Source organism: Aquisalibacillus elongatus (genome assembly GCF_003843875.1).
Taxonomy (GTDB): domain Bacteria; phylum Bacillota; class Bacilli; order Bacillales; family Alkalibacillaceae; genus Aquisalibacillus; species Aquisalibacillus elongatus.
This window is the reverse complement of the sequence record NZ_RKRF01000009.1, coordinates 126,962-146,922: the sequence shown is the minus strand read 5'-3', so window position 1 is coordinate 146,922 and position 19,961 is coordinate 126,962. Positions and strand designations below refer to the sequence as shown.

Annotated in this window: 21 protein-coding genes; 13 read left to right on the top strand and 8 right to left on the bottom strand. The window is 36.9% G+C overall.

Features of this window, described 5'->3' with window-relative positions:
* The 3 genes from EDC24_RS08920 (at nucleotide 1) to EDC24_RS08910 (ending at nucleotide 2,386) form a co-directional block, all read left to right on the top strand.
* Entirely contained in the window at nucleotides 1-291 is a 291-nt protein-coding gene (locus tag EDC24_RS08920) for a hypothetical protein (protein WP_124221790.1), read from the top strand.
* Between the two features lie 550 nt (nucleotides 292-841).
* Nucleotides 842-1,420, top strand: coding sequence for a TetR/AcrR family transcriptional regulator (locus EDC24_RS08915; RefSeq protein ID WP_124221788.1), 579 nt, complete (start codon nucleotides 842-844; stop codon nucleotides 1,418-1,420).
* 297 nt (nucleotides 1,421-1,717) lie between these two features.
* A complete protein-coding gene (locus tag EDC24_RS08910; RefSeq protein ID WP_124221787.1) occupies nucleotides 1,718-2,386 on the top strand; it encodes an HAD family hydrolase in 669 nt (222 codons plus the stop codon).
* 38 nt (nucleotides 2,387-2,424) lie between these two features.
* On the opposite strand, the gene EDC24_RS08905 is transcribed toward EDC24_RS08910, so the two are convergent.
* The 4 genes from EDC24_RS08905 to EDC24_RS08890 form a co-directional block, all read right to left on the bottom strand.
* Complete coding sequence (locus EDC24_RS08905) at nucleotides 2,425-3,162, bottom strand: hypothetical protein (protein ID WP_124221785.1); 738 nt, start codon at nucleotides 3,160-3,162, stop codon at nucleotides 2,425-2,427.
* Entirely contained in the window at nucleotides 3,155-3,364 is a 210-nt protein-coding gene (locus EDC24_RS08900; RefSeq protein WP_124221783.1) for a helix-turn-helix transcriptional regulator, read from the bottom strand. The genes EDC24_RS08905 and EDC24_RS08900 overlap by 8 nt, the downstream gene beginning before the upstream one ends.
* Before the next feature lie 125 nt (nucleotides 3,365-3,489).
* Nucleotides 3,490-4,779 carry a hypothetical protein gene (locus EDC24_RS08895; protein WP_124221781.1) on the bottom strand — a complete coding sequence of 430 codons (1,290 nt, stop codon included), beginning with the start codon at nucleotides 4,777-4,779 and terminating at the stop codon, nucleotides 3,490-3,492.
* On the bottom strand, nucleotides 4,763-5,311 hold the full coding sequence (locus EDC24_RS08890) for an RNA polymerase sigma factor (protein WP_124222085.1): 549 nt from the start codon (nucleotides 5,309-5,311) through the stop codon (nucleotides 4,763-4,765). The genes EDC24_RS08895 and EDC24_RS08890 overlap by 17 nt, the downstream gene beginning before the upstream one ends.
* A gap of 259 nt (nucleotides 5,312-5,570) precedes the next feature.
* Here EDC24_RS08890 and EDC24_RS08885 point away from each other — a divergent pair, with 259 nt between their 5' ends.
* Nucleotides 5,571-5,987, top strand: coding sequence for an HIT family protein (locus tag EDC24_RS08885; protein ID WP_124221780.1), 417 nt, complete (start codon nucleotides 5,571-5,573; stop codon nucleotides 5,985-5,987).
* A gap of 18 nt (nucleotides 5,988-6,005) precedes the next feature.
* Here EDC24_RS08885 and EDC24_RS08880 read toward each other — a convergent pair whose 3' ends face one another.
* A complete protein-coding gene (locus EDC24_RS08880; RefSeq protein ID WP_342769356.1) occupies nucleotides 6,006-6,512 on the bottom strand; it encodes a GNAT family N-acetyltransferase in 507 nt (168 codons plus the stop codon).
* Nucleotides 6,513-6,791: 279 nt separating this feature from the next.
* On the opposite strand from EDC24_RS08880, the gene EDC24_RS08875 reads away from it, so the two are divergent.
* Nucleotides 6,792-7,628: a hypothetical protein gene (locus EDC24_RS08875; protein ID WP_124221776.1), complete on the top strand. Its 837-nt coding sequence runs from the start codon at nucleotides 6,792-6,794 to the stop codon at nucleotides 7,626-7,628.
* 125 nt (nucleotides 7,629-7,753) lie between these two features.
* Entirely contained in the window at nucleotides 7,754-8,383 is a 630-nt protein-coding gene (locus EDC24_RS08870; RefSeq protein WP_170158526.1) for an SIMPL domain-containing protein, read from the top strand.
* Nucleotides 8,384-8,601: 218 nt separating this feature from the next.
* Here EDC24_RS08870 and EDC24_RS08865 read toward each other — a convergent pair whose 3' ends face one another.
* Nucleotides 8,602-9,201: a restriction endonuclease gene (locus tag EDC24_RS08865; protein ID WP_124221772.1), complete on the bottom strand. Its 600-nt coding sequence runs from the start codon at nucleotides 9,199-9,201 to the stop codon at nucleotides 8,602-8,604.
* Nucleotides 9,202-9,348: 147 nt separating this feature from the next.
* Between EDC24_RS08865 and EDC24_RS08860 the strand changes: the two genes are divergently transcribed.
* Nucleotides 9,349-11,169, top strand: coding sequence for a diguanylate cyclase (locus EDC24_RS08860; protein ID WP_124221771.1), 1,821 nt, complete (start codon nucleotides 9,349-9,351; stop codon nucleotides 11,167-11,169).
* A gap of 515 nt (nucleotides 11,170-11,684) precedes the next feature.
* Here EDC24_RS08860 and EDC24_RS08855 read toward each other — a convergent pair.
* Together EDC24_RS08855 and EDC24_RS08850 are read right to left on the bottom strand one after the other, a co-directional pair.
* Nucleotides 11,685-12,998 carry an MFS transporter gene (locus tag EDC24_RS08855; protein WP_124221769.1) on the bottom strand — a complete coding sequence of 438 codons (1,314 nt, stop codon included), beginning with the start codon at nucleotides 12,996-12,998 and terminating at the stop codon, nucleotides 11,685-11,687.
* A 159-nt stretch (nucleotides 12,999-13,157) separates the two neighbouring features.
* Entirely contained in the window at nucleotides 13,158-13,352 is a 195-nt protein-coding gene (locus EDC24_RS08850) for a hypothetical protein (protein WP_124221768.1), read from the bottom strand.
* A gap of 142 nt (nucleotides 13,353-13,494) precedes the next feature.
* On the opposite strand from EDC24_RS08850, the gene EDC24_RS08845 reads away from it, so the two are divergent.
* The 6 genes from EDC24_RS08845 (at nucleotide 13,495) to EDC24_RS08820 (ending at nucleotide 19,957) form a co-directional block, all read left to right on the top strand.
* On the top strand, nucleotides 13,495-14,031 hold the full coding sequence (locus EDC24_RS08845) for a GNAT family N-acetyltransferase (protein WP_124221766.1): 537 nt from the start codon (nucleotides 13,495-13,497) through the stop codon (nucleotides 14,029-14,031).
* On the top strand, nucleotides 14,018-14,581 hold the full coding sequence (locus EDC24_RS08840) for a GNAT family N-acetyltransferase (RefSeq protein WP_124221764.1): 564 nt from the start codon (nucleotides 14,018-14,020) through the stop codon (nucleotides 14,579-14,581). Before EDC24_RS08845 ends, EDC24_RS08840 begins: the two co-directional genes overlap by 14 nt.
* Nucleotides 14,582-14,711: 130 nt before the next feature.
* Nucleotides 14,712-15,710, top strand: coding sequence for a TAXI family TRAP transporter solute-binding subunit (locus EDC24_RS08835; protein ID WP_124221763.1), 999 nt, complete (start codon nucleotides 14,712-14,714; stop codon nucleotides 15,708-15,710).
* Nucleotides 15,697-16,272, top strand: coding sequence for a DUF1850 domain-containing protein (locus EDC24_RS08830; protein WP_124221761.1), 576 nt, complete (start codon nucleotides 15,697-15,699; stop codon nucleotides 16,270-16,272). The genes EDC24_RS08835 and EDC24_RS08830 overlap by 14 nt, the downstream gene beginning before the upstream one ends.
* Before the next feature lie 80 nt (nucleotides 16,273-16,352).
* The gene (locus EDC24_RS08825; protein WP_124221759.1) at nucleotides 16,353-18,581 is read left to right on the top strand and encodes a TRAP transporter permease; all 2,229 of its coding nucleotides are present in this window, start codon (nucleotides 16,353-16,355) and stop codon (nucleotides 18,579-18,581) included.
* A gap of 212 nt (nucleotides 18,582-18,793) precedes the next feature.
* The gene (locus EDC24_RS08820) at nucleotides 18,794-19,957 is read left to right on the top strand and encodes an exonuclease SbcCD subunit D (RefSeq protein WP_124221758.1); all 1,164 of its coding nucleotides are present in this window, start codon (nucleotides 18,794-18,796) and stop codon (nucleotides 19,955-19,957) included.
* Nucleotides 19,958-19,961: the final 4 nt, after the last annotated feature.

Below are 19,961 nucleotides of genomic sequence, written 5' to 3'. Positions count from 1 at the left end.
ATGAGCAAAGGTGAAATATTGAAACGCATACCAGAACGTGAACAATTCATTTATAAGACTATGACTGAACTGCAGCTGTCAGATAAAGAATTACTGTGGCACCTCATAAAACAATCTAACAAAGAAAACGTTGCCATCTATGACGATACCTTATCAAAACTACGCCCACTATTGGACCAACAATTAATCCATTTAAATCAATCTTACAAGCCGAGTACCAACGAAGTCAGTTTGTTTATATTAAATCGAGCTCCTTATTTAATGAGAGTGCTGAAACGTGAGTATTTATAGGTTAAAGATTGCTGATCGTTCAGCAATCTTTTTTCTTTATTAGGTTTACTAGTTTGGATGATAATTATTGTTCTTTTTAGAACCCTGTAGACAAGTTTCAGACCTGTTTTTGGTGGGTTTAGACCCTTTTTAAAAAAAAATGGGCCCAATCTTCACGAAAGACTTACAAAAAATTTATTTTCAGACCTTTTTTATAAAGGTAGCAACTATTTCATGAATGAACATTCAATTCTTGTTGGCAAAACGCTTACAATTAATATAATTTTTCTTTAATTACTAGAAAATAATCTACAACAAATCTTATTTCACCTTCCACTTTATCCCTTTCCTGTAAATGAAATCGCATACGTTTTAATAAGAAAACGTTTACTTTAATTTTTTCAGAAAAGTCGTTGTATTCAGTTATTCGCTATGCTAATATTTCCTTTAAAACAAATTAGAGGTACCTAAATATTTTGAAAAAAGGGGTTGATCAAAAAATAATCATAAGGTGAATCTTTTTTTTATAGTTTAACTAACTAACATTCGTTAGGTAATTTCAGGAGGTTCTATGTCTACGAAGGAAAACATTAAAGTAGCAGCTACTAAACTATTTGCTGAGCGTGATTTTCTTGGGATGACCATGAAGGAGATTGCAAATGAAGTGGGGATTAAAGCCCCGTCTGTATATGCATTCTTCAACGGGAAAGAAGATCTTTTCTTAGCAATTTATCATGATTTGTTAGATGGCCATCTAACGGTAGTGGAGTCTCAAAGTCATCAACATGAATCAGCAAAAGATCAGTTATACAACATTTTAAAGTCAGCAATAGATTTTCAGTATAAAGAAGAACTAAAGTCTAAGTTTTTAGTGCGATTGATTATCTCTCCGCCTGATTTTCTTAAAGAAGATATTAGAAACAGGTTTGCGGAGATGGAAAAAGGAGAGTATGACGTCCTTTATCAAATATTTCAACAAGGAATGGAAACAAGTGAAATTGGAAACTTCAACCCAGACCATTTAGCTATATCATTCCAAGGACTAATGGATGGATTGTTCTGGGAGATGCAACGTTATGAGGTTGAAGTTATGTACGAGCGAATGGATCTGATGTTCAATCAGTTCTGGAGAGGCATAGAAAAAGATTAGCGCATAAATCCGTGCAAAAGCTATGGTGACTTTAGCAAAAACTACTTTAAGTCCTTTGAAGCAGTTTTTTAGACCAAATAATTTTCGTTTCAGACCTATTTTTAATGGCTTCAGACCCTTTTCAGAAATTAATTGGCGCGAATCTTGTCGAAAGACATACAAAAAAATATTTTCAGACCTTTTTTGGAATTTTTCAGAACATATCTAACAAAAAAACAAAAAGTTATATAACATACATTCTTCCCAATATATGCTAAAATAGAATACAAAATCTAACGGTATTTAAGAGGTGTTCATGTGAGAGTTATAACGGTTGATTTTGATGGGACGTTGTATCAAGGGAATTCCTTTAAGGTTATGTTTGATGTCGCGAAGAAGCAGTATAGCCTAAAACAATGGTCACAGGTTGGTCTTGGCACGGCCAAAGCTTTAGGGAAACTGGTTACTAAAGGAAAAGCTCCAGCTAAACATACCTTCTTCAGAGCGTTTGTGAAATCCTTTAAAGGTAAGTCAAAAAAGGAGTTGGAGGAGTTTTTCTACGCCCTTGCACACGGAGACTTAGAACGTGTGAATAGACCTTTAGTGGACAAGGTGAAGCGGCATATTGAGGATGGCGATCAAGTTGTTATCGTATCTGGTGCACTCAATCCTTTTCTAGTGGCATTTAAAGATGCGGTCGGTTTTGAAAACGTTGATATTATTGGATCAGAGTTATTTTATGACGAAAATGATATCGCAGTTGGCAAAATGGGTGATATCGTGAATGGTAAGAAAAAAGCCGAAGCAGTGCAGGAGTGGCTTAAAAATCGCGATCTTACTTTAGATGATGTCACGTTGTGGGCATACGCAGATAGTGAAAGCGATAGTCCACTTTTAGAGATGGTCGATCACCCAGTTGTCGTCAACCCTGATGAAGACATGGAGAAACTGGCCCACCAAAAAGGCTGGCCAGTGTTCGGAAGTTAGATGAAAAGCTCCGTCAATGTATTGACGGAGCTTTTGTATTAGTCACATCGAACCGTTGTCTCGCCGGTAAAATCAATGGTAGCTGTTTTCCCTTCATTAAGACAAGATTCATACTCACTCAGGAGTTCTTGTTGGTTTTGATCGATTTGATTAACACGGTTAATCGGAAAGACGATCGCTACTATAAGGGCTACTAACATCACAGTCACAAACATCTTTGAAAAACGGTTATTTTTCACTCTTTTGCTAGTATGAAGTTTGTAATTCCCAGATAAAAATTTTCTAATTTCTAGATAGTACATCGCATTATGCCCTATTAACAATAGGAATAACATGACAACATATAGATAGCGATCTAACGGAAAAATAACCATAAAGAAAATGAGTAAAGGTAATGCGTGCGAATAAAAAATGTAGATCCTCTTTGTTGCGTTCTCTGTCACCTGTTTAAGTAGTTCATCGTCTTCAAGAAATTCTCCAGGCTTTAAAAATGTAATGAAATTCATTTTTATAGGGTGTTCGTCATTATGCCGTTTAAGTTTAAAAAAGTATGCTATTAAAAAAACGATTAGCAGGACCAAACCTATTACTACCGAAGATAAGGGCAACACGTTAAAATCAGCTGTTAGTTCACCGTTTTCCACCTTAAATACACCTTCAAAATCACCATTAATTAGGTCAACTAAATACACAACTCCATAAGTCCAAATGATTAGAATGAACCATAAAGCTATATTCCACAACGGCACTTGTATTCGAAAATCATTTTTATTCATCTAAATCCTCCTCCAGCCAAAATAACTCATCAACGCTAATTTGCAGTTCCTTAGCTAGTTTCAAAGACAACGTAATGGAGGGCGAAAACTCTCCTTTTTCAATGAATCCAATTGTTTGTCTTGTGACATCTACACGATTAGCTAACGCCGTTTGGGAATAGCCGTGCCTAGCCCTTAATTCCCTTACACGATTTCGAAGCATATGGATCTCCTTTAAAATGTTAAGTATTTTAAACATAATGTAAACTATTATTAACATTTAGTCAAGGACTATTAACAAAAAATAAAGAGCAAGCCTGTATGCTTGCTCTTCGCGGGTTTCTAAAATTATTTAAAATCAATGCCCTTTACAAATTCCATTAACTCATTTTGACCTTTGATTGAATAAAAGTCAGCTTCACTAGAGTTCTCCATTAATACAAGACCGTCTTCATTGAATTCGATTGTAATGCTACGGTTATCACTTGTTTCGAATTCGATCTTATAATCAGTGATTACAGGTTCCTGTTGTTCTTCTAATTTTAAATCAGACGTTTCTCTTATGATGTTATCAAGGTCTATATTATTGATTTCAACGTTTTTCGCAGATTCTTCTTTGTCATGGTATATATATCCTTTCTCAACCTCAGCATCTCCTAGTAAGGTGTTAAACTCTTCCCCTAGTGTCTTTACTTCATCTTCTAAATAGTAGTTATTTGCAAAAGCAATAGCGTCATTTATATTATTTGTTTGATATAAGAGTGTCTCTGTATCAAAGAATAAAAATACAGGTTCTTGATTTATCGGTAAAGTGGGGTATCTTTTTTTAAAGACTCCGAAACCGGACTGAGCTTTAAATTCTGAAAAATCTCCAGCAACACTGTCGTACAGCTTATGCATGCCATCTGCCCCTTGTAAAACCTCTTCACTGATCAGTCTTACTGACAATTTACCTTTTTCAGTTGATAGTAACTCATCTGGTGTACCAATGTTGACTTCACTAAAACTTTGATCAGATTGTTGATGTAAATCTGTGTACAGGGAAGAGTCTGTGTTGTACCACAAAATATGATGATCTAAAGTAATTTTACTAAACGTCTTTTCATTACCTCTAACTTCTTTTATGCTTTTGTCTGTGTTAAGCGTGTAAATATATTGTTCTTCATCTACTTCCCACACAGAAGGGTTAGACATAGAGAGTGGTCTCCCCCGCATATTAATCCAGTGGCCATCTTCACTATATTGAAAATATCCTACTTGAAGTTCTGTAACTGAAGTATCCATGGCAGGAGGTCCATCATAAATAGCAAGAACATCTTGGTCATGAAACACACCAACGACGTAATCAATCAGTTCAAAGTCCTCAGAGTAATAGGATTCCTCATAGAATTCTTCAAAAGGATGTTGATCAGTTGATAATATATTGAAAATGTTTCCGTTTGTGCTGAGTAAAACTGTGGCTAGGCCTAAAAGGAGTAAAACTGTCACAACCTGAGGCACCCAATACCTTTTCTTTTTAACTGTTCTGTTTGTTTGAAGCCACTCATCAAAGCGTTTACGATCTTCAGATTTGCTTAAAGGTGATGAGCTAATTTGTCGATTAAATTCTTCTTTTAGCTTTTTATTCATATTGCTCAAGAATGTCACCTCCAATTTTCTTTTGAACTTTCTTCTTACCTCTCATTATTCTGCTTTTGACCGTAGATTCATTAATATTTAAAGCCTCACTGATTTGTTTGATACTAAAAGATTGATAGAATTTCATAACAAAAATTTCTCTGTATTTAACCGGTAAGGTCAAGATAGCGTTAACAACTATTTTTTCTTGTTCGTTTGAGATGGCTTGCTGTTCAGCGGATGGAACATTATGATACGTTCCTACCTCTTCTTGATAGTGGCTAATTATTTTATGAAATGGTGACCTTAGATAATCTTTGCATTTATTAATCGTAATTCGGTAAAGCCACGTCTTTAAAGAAGAGTTCCCTTGAAAGGTATCGAAGTTTTGATAAACCTTAATTAAAACTTCTTGGAAAATGTCATCAGTCTGAGCGTAGTTTTTTACATATGTGAAAATAAGGCGTTTCAGTTCTTCACCATAGGAATCTATTACGATATCGATTACTTCTTCATTTGTCATTTCAAGTAAATAACGGTCGGTATAATCCATTTCCAAGTTATCACCTACTTTATCCTGCTCTTACTTTTTAGACGATCCGTTTTAGAAAAAGTCCCATAAATATAAATTTTTTCGTGAAGTTTTACCTTAGAATACCATAGAAAAAGTGACATGATGATGCAGGATTTTACATTCTTTTCTTGAATTTACTTTTTGGGAGTTATCTATTTCGGTTACAGTGAACAGTTTGTAGAAGGTTGTTATGAATGGGTGAAAAAAGGAAGGGAAAAAATCGAAAATTGGAGGTGGCATGGTTGGGTTTAAAAGAAGGCTGTGTATATTTTGTTACACAGAGTTAGAACAAGATCAAGAAATAATAATGAGTAATGACCTATGTGTTTTTCTTCAATTGACACAATTTCAGGTAAGTGGTGTGACTTTAGAAGGGGCTGGAGTAATTGTACCTAAGCAACATCGAGAAACGGTTTTCGACCTGAGAGAGGACGAGTGGCGAGCGACTTATGAACTGTTGCAAAGAGTTAAGGCGCATTTAGATAAAAGCTACCAACCAGATGGTTATAACATAGGATGGAACAGTGGGGAAGTTGGTGGGCAATCGATTCATCACGCTCATTTACATATATTACCTAGATATCAAGATGAAACGATGGCAAACAAAGGGATTCGTTATTTTATTAAAAGTGATGAAAATAGAAGGCTTGGCTAATGGCCAAGCCTTCTAGTGTTAAGAGGACAAGTCTAGTACATAGGCCTGTACGATAATACCATCGTTTGCTGGTTCAAAGTCATATTCCGGTGTGCGCTTAAAGCCCATGCCTTCATAAAGTTTCATCGCATTTGTCATAAATGAGCCTGTATGTAATCCGATTTTTGTGAAACCTTTTTCCTTTGTCCGCCTCACACATTCGTTGACCAATTTTTTGCCAATTCCTTTGCCGCGAGCTTCTGGATTGACTGCTAGCATACGTATCTCCGGATAGTCGAGTGCATCTGTCCAATCGCCATATGCCATAGTTTTAGCGGGAAATAGAACAACACTACCAAGAATTATACCCTCTGTGGTCTCAGCGATGATCACGTCAACTTCCGTCTCTAAATCTGCATCCGATGATAAGGTTCCACTGAGTGCCTCCCAGTGAAAGCTATTCAAAATACTAGTGTATTCCTGATAAGCTTGCAGGCGTTGCTTACGTACCATCGGAATTTCATCTTGAGCGGCATCCCTTAACACAATTTGATTCATAAAAGTCCCTCCAGTAAAAGTTAACTTTTTTCCAAAATTAACCGATAAAAAACCCTTATATTCTCGAAAGGTATTTATATATAGATATGTTCTTCTCTATTGTTTTAGAAATTTGAAACTAACTTTTATATCTGTTCGTCTAAAATGGCATGTAGTTAATCTGGCTTATTTTTGGCTAATTTTTCTAATGTTATAGACTTCTAGATTAGGTTTCATTAAAATATGTTTATCATAGTGCTATGTGGTTGTTGATTTGGGAGGGATTGAATGAAGCATTTAGTTTGGTTATGTTTAGTTTGCCTGTTATTAGTTAGTTGTGTTGACGAACAACCCGAAGAGGAAGTGCAGGTTGATGATACAGGTGAATCAGATGATCAGGAAGAACAAGATCATGATGAAGAACAAGATTCTGAAGAAGAACCTGATCAGTCTGAAGATGAAGGTGAGCAAGTAGAAGAAGAAGAAAAGGATGAACCTGTTACATCTTTAATTAGCGTCGATCAAGCGCGAAGTATCGCTGAACGCAAGTTGTATTTCGCCATCAATACGATGCAAAACCTCCAGGAAGAGAAGCAAGAGTGGTTTGGGGTAGAAGAGGAATCAGAGGCGTATACAAACGCTGTTGAAGAAACGAAATCAGAGTTAGGCGAGAACATTTCTAGTGAAACCATCGATCAATGGGCGGAGAATTATTTTCAGGAATTTTTTATATATAATCATTTATATCGTGTTTTACAGCCTAGTGATCTAAATACACGTTTTGATTTGAAAGAGTTTTCGGATCAGCACTTTGTTTTAGCTTTTATCCAGTTAGGTGATGGTGCTTATAAGGAAACCACTGAGTACGATGTGGAATTTGTGAAAGAAGATGGAGAGTGGAAGTTTAAAGACTATAAACATATGCCGGTTGATGAGCCACTTGATTTAACTTTTGAAGACTTGCAAGAAGCATTTGTAGATGTGGAATCTCTAGAACGTATAGAAGGTGAGTTAGTAGAGGAGAAAACTCACGAGGGAGAACATTATCTAGTCATTGATTACGAAGGTATGACAAAAGCCATTAATACAAATACAGGATTTGAGAATTTTGATTTAGTAGAATAAAGGGTGCACCTTTTTTGGTGCGCTTTTTATTTTTGAAATTTATAATACACTCAGACTTTCATTTATGCACACCTTTATAGTCCTTCGCATGAAATAATATGAGGATTAAAAAGAGGTGGTAGATGATGTCGGAAAGAGAACGGACGATGACGGTGATGGGTGAAGGGATTGTGACAACAGAACCGAATGTGGCGGAAGTAAAATTGGGAGTCGTAACGGAAAATCAAGATTTAACACAGGCTCAAAGGGAAAATGCTGAGAACATAAACAGGGTAATTCGTGCGATCATGCAGCAAGGCGTCGCGCGTCAAGAGATTCAAACGATGGATTATTCCATTCAGCCACAATATGATTATGTCGACGGAATCCAACAGTTCCGTGGTTATGAGGTTTCACACTTTTTGAGTGTTACGATTGATGACATATCAAATGTTGGGCGGGTGATTGATGCTGCAGTTGAAGCTGGCGCCAATAGAGTGATGGATATAAGGTTCTCTGTCAGCCATCCGGAAGTTTTCTATCAATTAGGGTTGACTCGCGCTTTAGACGATGCGGTGGCTAAGGCAGAGACTTTAGCTGAATCTATGGGAGTTGAATTTGATCCGGTGCCTTTAAAGATTGAGGAAAAATTTACAGAAGGCCCGAGCCCTTATCAAACCTTTGCTTTAACGGAAGCATCAAGTGGAACCCAAATTGAGCCTGGACAGTTGGATGTTAGTGTAAGGATTGAAGCCAAATTTCAATATGGTAATTAGAAAAGCATTGGACCTAATCCAATGCTTTTTGGTTGTAGAATTTTTGAAGTTAGTCAATTGATTTATGCGCTACTATTTTACATTTATGCGCCGCTTTTTAGATTATATGCGACTCGAAACCTGTCGAACGTTACCCATTTTCAAATATATGCGCCCTTTTAGAGTGCTTTATGCGGTCTTTATCATCTATATTGCTCTCCAATTCAATGCTTAAATATTCATGCATATTCACCGTCTGGTTCGTAAATTTTAGCATCCATCGTTTCAAGCCAATAATCAACAAGCTTAACGCCGTCAATTAATTTAATGTCGAGGTCTTTGGCATATTCATAGGCCGATTTAGTGAAATTACTTGTTGTAATGACATAACCGCCTTTGGCCCCATTTCTGACCATGTTCGAATGTAAGGTGGCAACTGGACCGGCGCTAATATTCTCCCTAGATACATTAACTTGACCAATAAATAACTCTTCATCCAAGTAGTGTTCAAAATCAATACCATACTCATCACTTTCAGGTGTGGTGTAGATATTTCCACCGTAGTGTTGTTTCAGAATGCGAGCTACAAAATCCTCGAATTCCATCGGGGTTTGTTTAATAAAAAGATCAGACCCACCTTTAAATACAATATCGTCCTCATCATTTCGTTCTCTGGGATAATCAAAACGGTATGCAAGCCCCATCATTAACGTCTTTTTCACTTCTTCACTTCTGTCAATTTGCCTGGACACAAATGAGTCCTTCTCACGTTGTTCTTTTCGCAAAAACCACATTAATACGCCTATTAAGACTAGTTGAAGAATGACTAGTGTTTCCATTAAATCACCTCATTCACAATGTCGTCAGTTAAAACTAAGAATATACTTGTTATTTTTGATACAAACTAGTAACAAGTTAAAGAAAATTATGGTAAAATAGTACTATAAAGACAGAAAATTTCGTGGACGGCTAAAGGGTGTACATATATGAAGCAAGCCAAATGGCTTTTATTACCGATGATTATACTGTTATTTGGTTTTTTCTGGGCGAATCATGAGGAGAACACTGTCCCTAATTTTGGTGGACAATTCAATCTGCCTGAATCGATGGAAGGTGAAGTGTATTCATTACAAGGAAAATGGATGCTATTTCCTGACCAGTTGCTCGAACCATCCGAGTCAGTATATGAAGGTTATGACGTACGTTTAGTGGACATGCCTCATTCATTTGACGACTATGAATACGCAACGTATCAGGCGAATATAACATTACCTCCTGATGCGGTTAATCAATTAATGTCGTTTTACATACCAAATATAGAATCAGCCCATAAAGTTTGGGTTAATGGAAAACTTTTAGCAGAAGAAGGAGAAGTAGGAACTGATTATGAATCAACAACACCAGCTAAAAGAGGTAGAGTGCTGGATTATTACCCTGAAAGCCGCATGTTAACTATTACTGTTCAAATGTCTAATTTCCATTATAATTCAAGTGGTCTATGGACAGATGTCCTGATTGGTGATGACGCTGCAGTGGACCGACTGTATACGTTAGATCGAAGCTTATCGATGATTGTCATTGGAAGCCTATTTGTGTTGCTTCTTTATTACTTATTCTCATTCTTGGTTCAAGGACGAAACCTTTACCACTTATATTTTATTGTTTTAGTCTTTTTCGTTATGGTCAGACTGTCACTCGAGGGTGATAAGTTACTTTATGATTTATTCCCACAATTTCCTTGGTATTGGGCAGATCGGTTAGAGTATTTATCGTTTATTTGGTTACTACCGTTGTTTTCATATGTTATTTCGTTCATGTATTCAAAACATGCAAACTTTAAATTCACGAGAGTCTATTTTATTTTAATGTTCTTAGTCAGTGCATTTATAGTGTTCCTGCCTGTTTCTGTTTTTACAGATTACCTAGTATTATTCCAGGCCACACTTATTTTTGGGTTTATTTATATTTTTTGGGTGGTTTATCGGGCTTATCTAGATGGAGAGCCATTTGCGTTTATTAACCTGATGGCATTATTTGTCCTGCTTTTAACAGGATTTAACGACGCTTTTTATTATAATGAGTGGGTGAATACACAACCGATATTATCATTAGGATTTTTATTTTACTTACTCATTCAGACGATTATTTTAGCGGTACAACATGCACAAACGGTTGAAAGGTATAAACAGTCTTCAGAGGATCTAAGCTTTTTGAATCAAAAACTCGAAGAAAAAGTGCAAGCGAGAACAAATGAATTGGAAAAGTCACAAAAAGAATTATTAGAGAAAAATCGCTTCTTACAAAAAATCTCTTATTTAGATGAATTAACGCAAATTCCTAATCGACGGTCGTTTGTCAATGTTTTAGAAAAAGATGTGGCTGATGCAAAGGATAAGGGTGAATCAATCGCGATTTTATTTATTGATTTGGATTTATTTAAAAAAATCAATGACCAATACGGCCATCAAATGGGAGATGTTTGCTTAAAAATACTAGCAGAACTACTAAACCAGCACTTTAACGATATAGGCGGTTTTGTAGCGCGTTATGGTGGTGAAGAGTTCGTAGCCATAACTAAAGGTCAAACAGTCGAAGAATTAAATGTTACAGCAGAAAAGTTAAGAGAACGTGTCACGGACTTGAAAGTACCTGGACTTGAAGTAGGTGAGTTATCTGTAAGTATTGGTGTTGGGTTTGATGAAATTGCAAAATTAAGTGGAGATGCATTAATGAAACGAGCAGATGAAGCTTTATACCATGCTAAAAACAATGGCCGTAATCAAGTGGTTATTTATACGGAAGATTAATACTAATCGAATGCATAAAAAAGGGGCCTAGAATTTTTCTAAGTCCCTTATTCTTATAAATCTTTATTAATTTTAGCAGTCCGTTAGTTGTATTTCGCAGCAACTTTATTATAAAAAATAAAACTAATAAGTATACTTAAAAGCCCTGTTCCAAGAAAGATATATACCCCATCCCAATAATTAGAACCTCCTGTTATTACCCATACTTGGTAAGGAATTAATATCATCGAGGTTACTATTAAAACTCCCCACAATAATGAAATAATATTAAGTTTAGCTTCTTTTAAAATGGAATCATCCTTAGAATATCTAATCTTAGACAGTTTTGTTAATGCGAAGAACAATAGGAAGATCGATATTGCTAGTAGTAAAAAATCGATATTTATAACCTCCTTGAATGATGCAAATTTGCTACGATATTTAATTAAAATGTTAAGATAAATTTTAGTATAGTGAGCAATTTTTTAAAATATATTTTTTTGCAATAATGACAATTTTGTTCCTTGTTAAACATTTTAAGATAACGCAACTTGTTTTGCTTCATCTTCATCTAAAACATCTGGTATTTCGTGATTCATATTTCTCACCCGTGGATGGAAGTAGATGACTAGTAGAATAAGGGTGTGCAAAAGTCCGATGACTAGAAAAACTAATCCGATTCCACGACCTTCACCGACACCAATAACCATACCGACTGTGCTCGCTAACGCACCACCTTCAGCCATGAGAGGGTCTGCGATGTAATCGATTGTTGGTCCAGCAAGAACAATTGAAATGGGCATTAAGATACGGCTGACCATTATACGAAGTGAGAATACACGACCTTGTACGCTCGGTTCGACTTTTTGTTGGAAAATACTTTGACTATGGGCGTTCACCATCGGTATTAGGAAAAAGGACAATGTGACCCCCGCTGTGATGACAATCAAGCTTTCGGTTAAGCCAATCATAACTAAAGAAACTCCGAAGATTGAGGCAATACTGAATAACCCTTTCACTTTATTTTTAGCGCCTCCCCAAGTACTCATGAGAATTCCGCCGATAAACATTCCTACTCCAGAGATAGAAATTACGGTTCCAAGAACAGTTTCATTGCTTAATGAAAGAATTAATGGCTGAATTAAGACATTAAAGAAGCCGAACAAAAAGTTAATTGTGGCAAAGTACAACATTAAACCGATAAGACCTGGTCGTTCCTTGATATACAAGAGTCCTTGCTTTGCTTCGAACCAGACACTTGGTTTTTCCTCAGTTTTATATTCTTCGTGTTCAATTTCAGGGATTTTGGCAAAACAAAGTATGGTGATCGCAATAGACATTGTGATAAGGTCAACTAAAACAACAGCGCTAAGTCCGTAAAGAGCAATTAAAAATCCAGCTACAACAGGACCTACAATTAATGAAGATGCTTCTGCTAATTGGACCATTCCGTTCGCTCGCCCTAACTGACTTTTAGGTACCATTAAGGAAATGGCAGATTGATAAGCTGGGAGTTGAACGGAACTAAAAAGTGAAACGACTGAAGCAATTATATAAATGTGCCAAATTTCAAGGTTATTTGTAAGTAATAAGGTAAGTAATGATAATGTTGCAAGACCTGATATGGAGTCAGCGATAATCATAATATATTTTCGTTTGAAGCGATCGATAAGTACACCGGTAAACGGAGCTGCAATGATGGCAGGTAAACTTGCTGCAAGCATGATGAAAGAGAATTTGGTAACCGAACCTGTCTCAAGTAAAACCCAAACCCCTAAACCAAATGAAGTTAAGCCAGACCCGATAACAGATAATAGTTGCCCAATCCAAACCACGATAAATGTTTTCATTCAAACTTTCTCCAATCTTTTATTGTCTTTATAATTATAATAGGTCGTAGTGTGAAAGGAATGAACGGTGCAGAGGTTGAATTGTCTTCGGTCTGAAGTCTGATTTGAAGGGGTATCCAGTAAAAAGACACCTATCTCTAGGTGTCCCTTTTAGAAAAGCTATTTGGTTGCATTTTTAAGATTTTTGAATGCATTCCAAATTAGAATCGCACCGAACACAACTGAAGCGACTAGTCCAACTACATAAAGTAACGTGTCTAAAAATTGAGCTAACCCCTCTAACAAATCTGTACGAACAGGAATAAACATAAAGCCGAAACCAGCTAGAAAACCAAACAATAGTCTTTGGTCCATAATCAATCTCCTTTCAATAAGTTGTCTACAGTAGACTTTATTCACATAAACCGTTTGATATTATAAGCCAATGGGACTAACTCTTAATAAAGGATTTCAGAAGGCGAAGTCGAACTTAAATATTATGAAAGTGAGGGTCCATATGAATATAAATCAAGATGCTATCACTGTGAGGGAATTAACAGATGATGATCGTTCCCTTTTACTAGAATGGCTATTGAATCCTAAAGTGCTAGAATTTTATGAAGGGCGTGACGCAACATTTGATTTAGAAGAAATTGATCGAGAATTTTATCAAGATGATGAGCTGACAAGATGTATAATTGAATTCGACAAAAAACCAATTGGCTATATTCAATTTTATAAAGTAGAAGACGAGTATAAACAGAAATATGGTTTTGTGAGCGACCATACATATGGGTTAGATCAGTTTATCGGAGAAATTGAATATTGGAATCAAGGCATCGGTACGAAACTTGTAAAATTGATGGCTAACTACTTAGTTGAGCAAAAAGGAGCAGAGCATGTTGTTATGGATCCACAAGTGTCTAATAAAAGGGCTATTCGGGCTTATGAGAAAAGCGGATTTGAAATTATTAAAAAGCTTCCAAAACATGAATGGCATGAAGGAGAGTACCGTGACTGTTGGTTAATGGAGTTTAAGTATGAAATCAGGTGATATGATGAACATTGAAACAGATCGGCTGATTCTAAGGCCGTATCATTATGAGGATTACGATAGGTGGTATGAAGGGTTTAGCGAGAGGTATCCTTCTCAATATAAATACGATGTGGGTAAACCTAAAGATTTATCAAGAAATACAGAAGACTGGTTCAAACAATGGATTAATGGTTTTAATGAGCAGGCCGAACGCGATGAAATGTATGTGTTAGGCATCTTTCGAAAAGAAGACGGAGCAAATGTTGGAAAAGTAGAGCTCGTTACGATTTTAAGAATGGATTATGACTGGGCGATGATGGGGTATTCCATTCATAATCAATATTGGAAAAGAGGTTATGGAACTGAGAGTGTTAGAGCCTTTACGAGCGCATGTTTTAAAGAACTTGATTTTCACCGTATTGAGTTGCATATCAATCCTGATAACACACCTTCTGTCAAGTTGGCTCAAAGATCAGGGTTTCATCTAGAATGTAAGCGAGAATCGTTTAAAAAAGAATTAGGGAAGTGGCAGGATATGTTAATTTTCTATCAAAATAGACAAGATTAAAGCTGATTTGACGAGGTTTATCGAAAATTTATTTTTACAATTATTGCAAGATTACTAGACTTTTTAATAACATTTAGATTAAAATTATGGTATGATAAATATCCAAGAAATTACTAAGGGGGTAATTTAAGTGAAAAAATTTAGTTTAATTCTAGTAATCTTCTTATCACTTGGTCTTTTCCTAGCTGCTTGTGGTAGCGGAGATGACAGTAGTGATGGAGAAGACAGTAACGGTGAAGGAGAAGGTGACGGATGGGTTGAAAACGTCACATTCTTAACAGGTGGTGAAGCAGGTACATACTTCCCACTAGGTACAGCAATGGCGGACGTTGTTACTAACAATGTTGAAGATGTATCAGTAAACGCTTTAGTAAGTGGTGCATCTGTTGTAAACATTAATGATGTAACTGCAGGTGAAGCTGAATTAGCACTTGTTCAGAATGACACCGCTTTCTATGCACAAGAAGGTACAAAGATGTTTGATGGAGAAGTAAAAGATGGCTACAGCGGTGTATTCACGATCTATCCAGAAACAATTCAAATTGTTACAACTGCTGATAGCGGAATCGAAACAGTTGAAGACTTAGAAGGTAAACGTGTTGCTGTAGGTGACGTAGGCTCAGGTACTGAAGCTAACGCTGAACAAATCTTAGGTGTTCATGACATAACGTTTGACGATTTAAGTGCAGAGCATATGGGATTCGGTGATGCATCTACAAACCTACAAGATGGTAATATTGATGCAGCATTCGTAACTTCTGGTACGCCAACAGCAAGTATTCAGGAGCTAAGCGCTACAACTGATATCAAGCTAGTAAGTATTAACGAAGATATGATCGAAACGTTAATGGATGAGTACCCGTATTATGCTAAGCAGGATATCCCTTCTGATGATTATGACAATTTCGATAGCACAGCAACGACTGTAGCAGTTCAAGCTATGTTAATCGCTAGCGATGACCTTCCTGAGGATCAAGTTTATGAAATGGTCAAAGCGATTTTTGAAAACAAAGGTGATATTGAGGAAGCACACGATCGTGGTAAAGAATTGACAGTTGATACGGCACAAGATGGTATGTCCATCGACCTTCATCCAGGGGCAGAGAAATACCTGAATGAGCAAGAGTAATCGTTCAACTGAACAGAACAACCGAAAGGCATTGCTTACAGGCAATGCCTTTTTTAACAAAAAGTTCGGACTATTTTTATTGGCTTTCATATTAACCGTAGCAACTGCTGTCTTACTTTACATGAATGATTCAGGCAAAAAGCTAGTCATTGAGGATTTGCAAAATGGAGACATAATGTGGCAGGAGCAAGTTAATCAAGAAGATTGGTTCTCTCACCGTTACATCCATTCTGTTGAGAAATCTCCCGTTATAGAGAAATTCAAAATTGATCAGGATTGGACCATCTTAACCATGGAAAGCTGGACAAAGTCTTTTGGAGCGGGGTTGCCTTACGAAGATAAAGGCGATGTTGAGATGAAAGATGGTTTTTTCGTTATTCAAAATCTGAATAGGCCGGTGATTGGTGGAGAACTAAAGTTCCAACCGTCCCATTTATATCCTCATACGTTTCATTTCGAAGACCAAGAGGTAACACTTTCTGAACCTCCTTACTCTGATACACAGATTTTAGTCACGATTAAAGACGAAACATTTTGGGATTGGATTAAATTCTCATTCTAGTAGATATATTTGAATGATGCAGAGTTATATATAATAAAATATACTGCTAGGAAATTTTTTATGGACGAGAGGGGTTTGACATGGATGAAAAGCAACAAAAGATGATCAACGAACTAGAAGGAAGTGACCGAGAGTTAAGTGGTATATGGGCAATAGCAGTTATTTCAGTTGCTGTTTTTATGTCATTATTCCATTTATATGTAGCAGGTTTTGGTCTTCCAGGCCTTGGTTCTAAGACATTTCTGATATTTCATTTAACGTTAGCGCTTGTCTTAATCTTTATGATTTTTCCAATTAAGAATAGGTTAGGACAAACTAGAATACCAATTTATGATATTATTCTCTCTGCTTTTGCATTGTATGTGGGAATGTTTATTATACAAAGACAGGACGCATCCTCCATTATGTCTGGAGAGCCGACTGGTTATGAAATTTTCATTGGGTTAGCATTAATTGTGTTAGTACTTGAAGCCACGCGTCGTGTTGTTGGCTATCCATTAGTGATTATAGCTCTAGTCTTTGTTGCCTATTTCTTTTTAGGTGAATTCATGCCGGGACAGTTCTATCATTCTCGGGGAGACTTCGAGCGTTTTATCTATGAGATTACATACCGTAATAATGGTATTTTTGGAACACCAATCTATGCTTCGGCACAGTTTGTCTTTATCTTTATTCTGTTTGGTGCGTTACTAGAATCAACAGGCGCCGGTAAAATGTTTATAGATTTAGCTCTTCGTGCATTTGGCAGATATAAAGGTGGACCTGCAAAAGCAAGTGTTGTAGCAAGTGGAATGATGGGGAGTATCTCTGGGAGCTCTACAGCGAATGCTGTTACGACAGGTACGTTCACAATTCCATTAATGAAAAAAGTCGGATTTAAACCGCATGTTTCCGGTGGGGTAGAAGTTGCTGCTTCTTCTAGTGGTCAGTTTTTACCGCCAATCATGGGTGCTGCAGCCTTTATTATGGTCGAATTGACAAGCATTCCATACTACGAGATTATTCAAAGTGCGATTATTCCAGCGATTTTGTGTTATGTAGGAATTCTTTTTATGGTGCATTTCGAAGCTTCTAAGAATGGCATTAAAGGTATGGATAAAAGTGAACTTGCAAGTGGTCGTAAATTGCTTATGCAACAAGGCTACTTATTGATTCCGATATTCGTTCTATTATACTTCCTAGTTGTTGAACGTGTATCTGTAAATAATTCAGCGTTTTATTCAATAACTATTTTGCTTGTTATTGCTTTATTTGCACACCGGTTTAAAGAGAGTATGGCACGAGCACTTGTTTTTGCAGCCATATTATTAGGTATTGCTTTTGTTTTCAAAGATATAGCTGAACTTCTGAATATTGGCTTATATAAGCTCAATGATTTGTTTGGTACTTCATTCTTTAGTTCGGAAACGATTCGTTGGAAAGATCCAATTGCTTATATGGTGTTATTAGGAATCATCGTGGCACTAGTATTTGCACTTGGACAAAAGAAACTCAAAGTAGATGCGGCACCTGTACGTTATGGCATGCGTGAGATGCTTTCAGGTTTCGAAGTGGCGGCACGTAATTCACTTTCTATCATAGTGGCCTGTGCGACTGCAGGGATCTTAATTGGTGTTATTACGACGTCTGGTCTATCTACTAAATTTACACGAATTGTAGTTGGCTTCTCATCTGACTTAGCGTCAATGGTTCCAGCGTTTATGACGACGGATAATACGGAGCTTTATTTCGCCCTAGTTTTAACTGTATTTGCTTGTTTACTACTAGGATTAGGCTTACCGACAACTGCAACGTATGTTGTATTGGCAGCAATCGTTGCACCGGTTCTAACTGACTATGGAGTTCCAGTGTTAGTCGCTCATCTATTCGTGTTATATTATGGTGTGTTAGCAGACGATACACCACCGATCAACTTACCGGCCTATGCGACGGCGGGTATTGCGAAGGCCGGTCCTGTTAGAACAGGGGTTCAAGGTTTCAAGTATGACTCAGCAGCATTATTACTTCCGTTTGTGTTTACAATGAATAATACGATACTATTAATCACAGATGCTAGCTGGCACGATGTTGTGCTAGCGATTGTGACAGCCACAATTGGTATGGTTGCTTTTGCATCATTTATCCAGAACTGGTTATTAACGAAGTATCACTGGATTGAGCGAATTATTGCTGTAGTTGTTGCTCTGATGTTTATCCAAGATAATGGCTTGACTGACCTTTTCGCTGTCATCTTATTCGCATTCTTAATTGGCTTCCAATATTTTAAATCCAAAAATCAACAAAATGTAGAAACAGCACAAGCAAGCTAATCATTATAAATCTCCCTCGAAGTTAGGATAAAAATCTAACATTCGAGGGTTTTTATATCTCTCGAGCAGAAAATGGTATTGAAAGGCTAAAAAATCAGCCATTTTAAGCCCTATTTTGTTAATATTCGACCTTTCTTACTAATTTTTCACGTATAGAATAAAGGTCTACCATGTTAAAATAATAGATAGATTAGTTGAAGGGGATGAGAGAAGTGAAAATCTTTCATACAGCGGATTGGCACCTAGGGAAACTTGTGCAAGGTGTATATATGACAGTAGATCAGAAATATGTGTTACGTCAGTTTATCGATGATGTGCGAGAAGAAAAGCCGGATGTCGTCATCATCGCTGGAGACCTCTATGACCGTGCGGTTCCACCTACGGATGCTGTGCACCTATTGGACAATTTATTAAAAGAGTTAGTCATGGATATTGGTGTTCCGACCCTTGCTATTGCAGGGAACCATGATAGTCCAGGGAGGTTGAATTTTGGTTCTCAAATTATGAAAGAGAACGGGCTGCATATTGCCGGACAACTAGATCAAATGATCAAGCCCGTTGTCATCCCTGACCAGCATGGCGAGGTACACTTTTATCTTGTACCTTACGTCGACCCGAGTGTGGTACGTTATGTGTTCGAAAACGAAGAAATTAGAACACACGACGATGCAACAAAGCAAATTATTCAAGAGATTGAACAGCAAATGGAACCTAATGCCAGACACGTGTTTGTTGGACACCAATTTGTGACACCAATGGGACATCCACAAGACAATACTAGCGAATCGGAGCGCCCATTATCTATTGGAGGTGCTGAACACGTGAATGCTGAGTATTTTAAGCAGTTTCACTATACAGCTTTAGGACATTTACACCAGGCACATCATGTTGGAAATGAAACGATTCGATATGCGGGATCACCGCTAAAATATTCAGTTTCAGAAGAAAAACATAGAAAAGGTTATCTTGTTGTGAACATAGATGCTGAAGGGGAAATTGAAGTAGAAAAGCAGGAATTGAACCCTCTCCGTGATATGCGAACAGTAGAGGCAACAATGGAAGAACTGTTGACTCATGAGGTGAGTGAAGACTATGTGTTTGTTCGTTTACTAGATGAGACCCCAGTTCTTTATCCAATGGAAAAAATCCGCTCTGTTTATCCTAATGCGATGCATGTTGAGAGAAAAATCACAAGTACTTCGAGCGAAACAGATTCGGTTGAAGCATCAGAACGCCATCAGATGAGTGACCTTGAATTATTCCGAGCGTTCTATGAAGAGGTAAAGGGAGAAGCTGCAACTGATGAGACAGAGGAAATTTTTAACGAAGTATTAGATGAAGTATTAAATAAAGATCGAGAAACGGTTTCGAAGTAAGAAA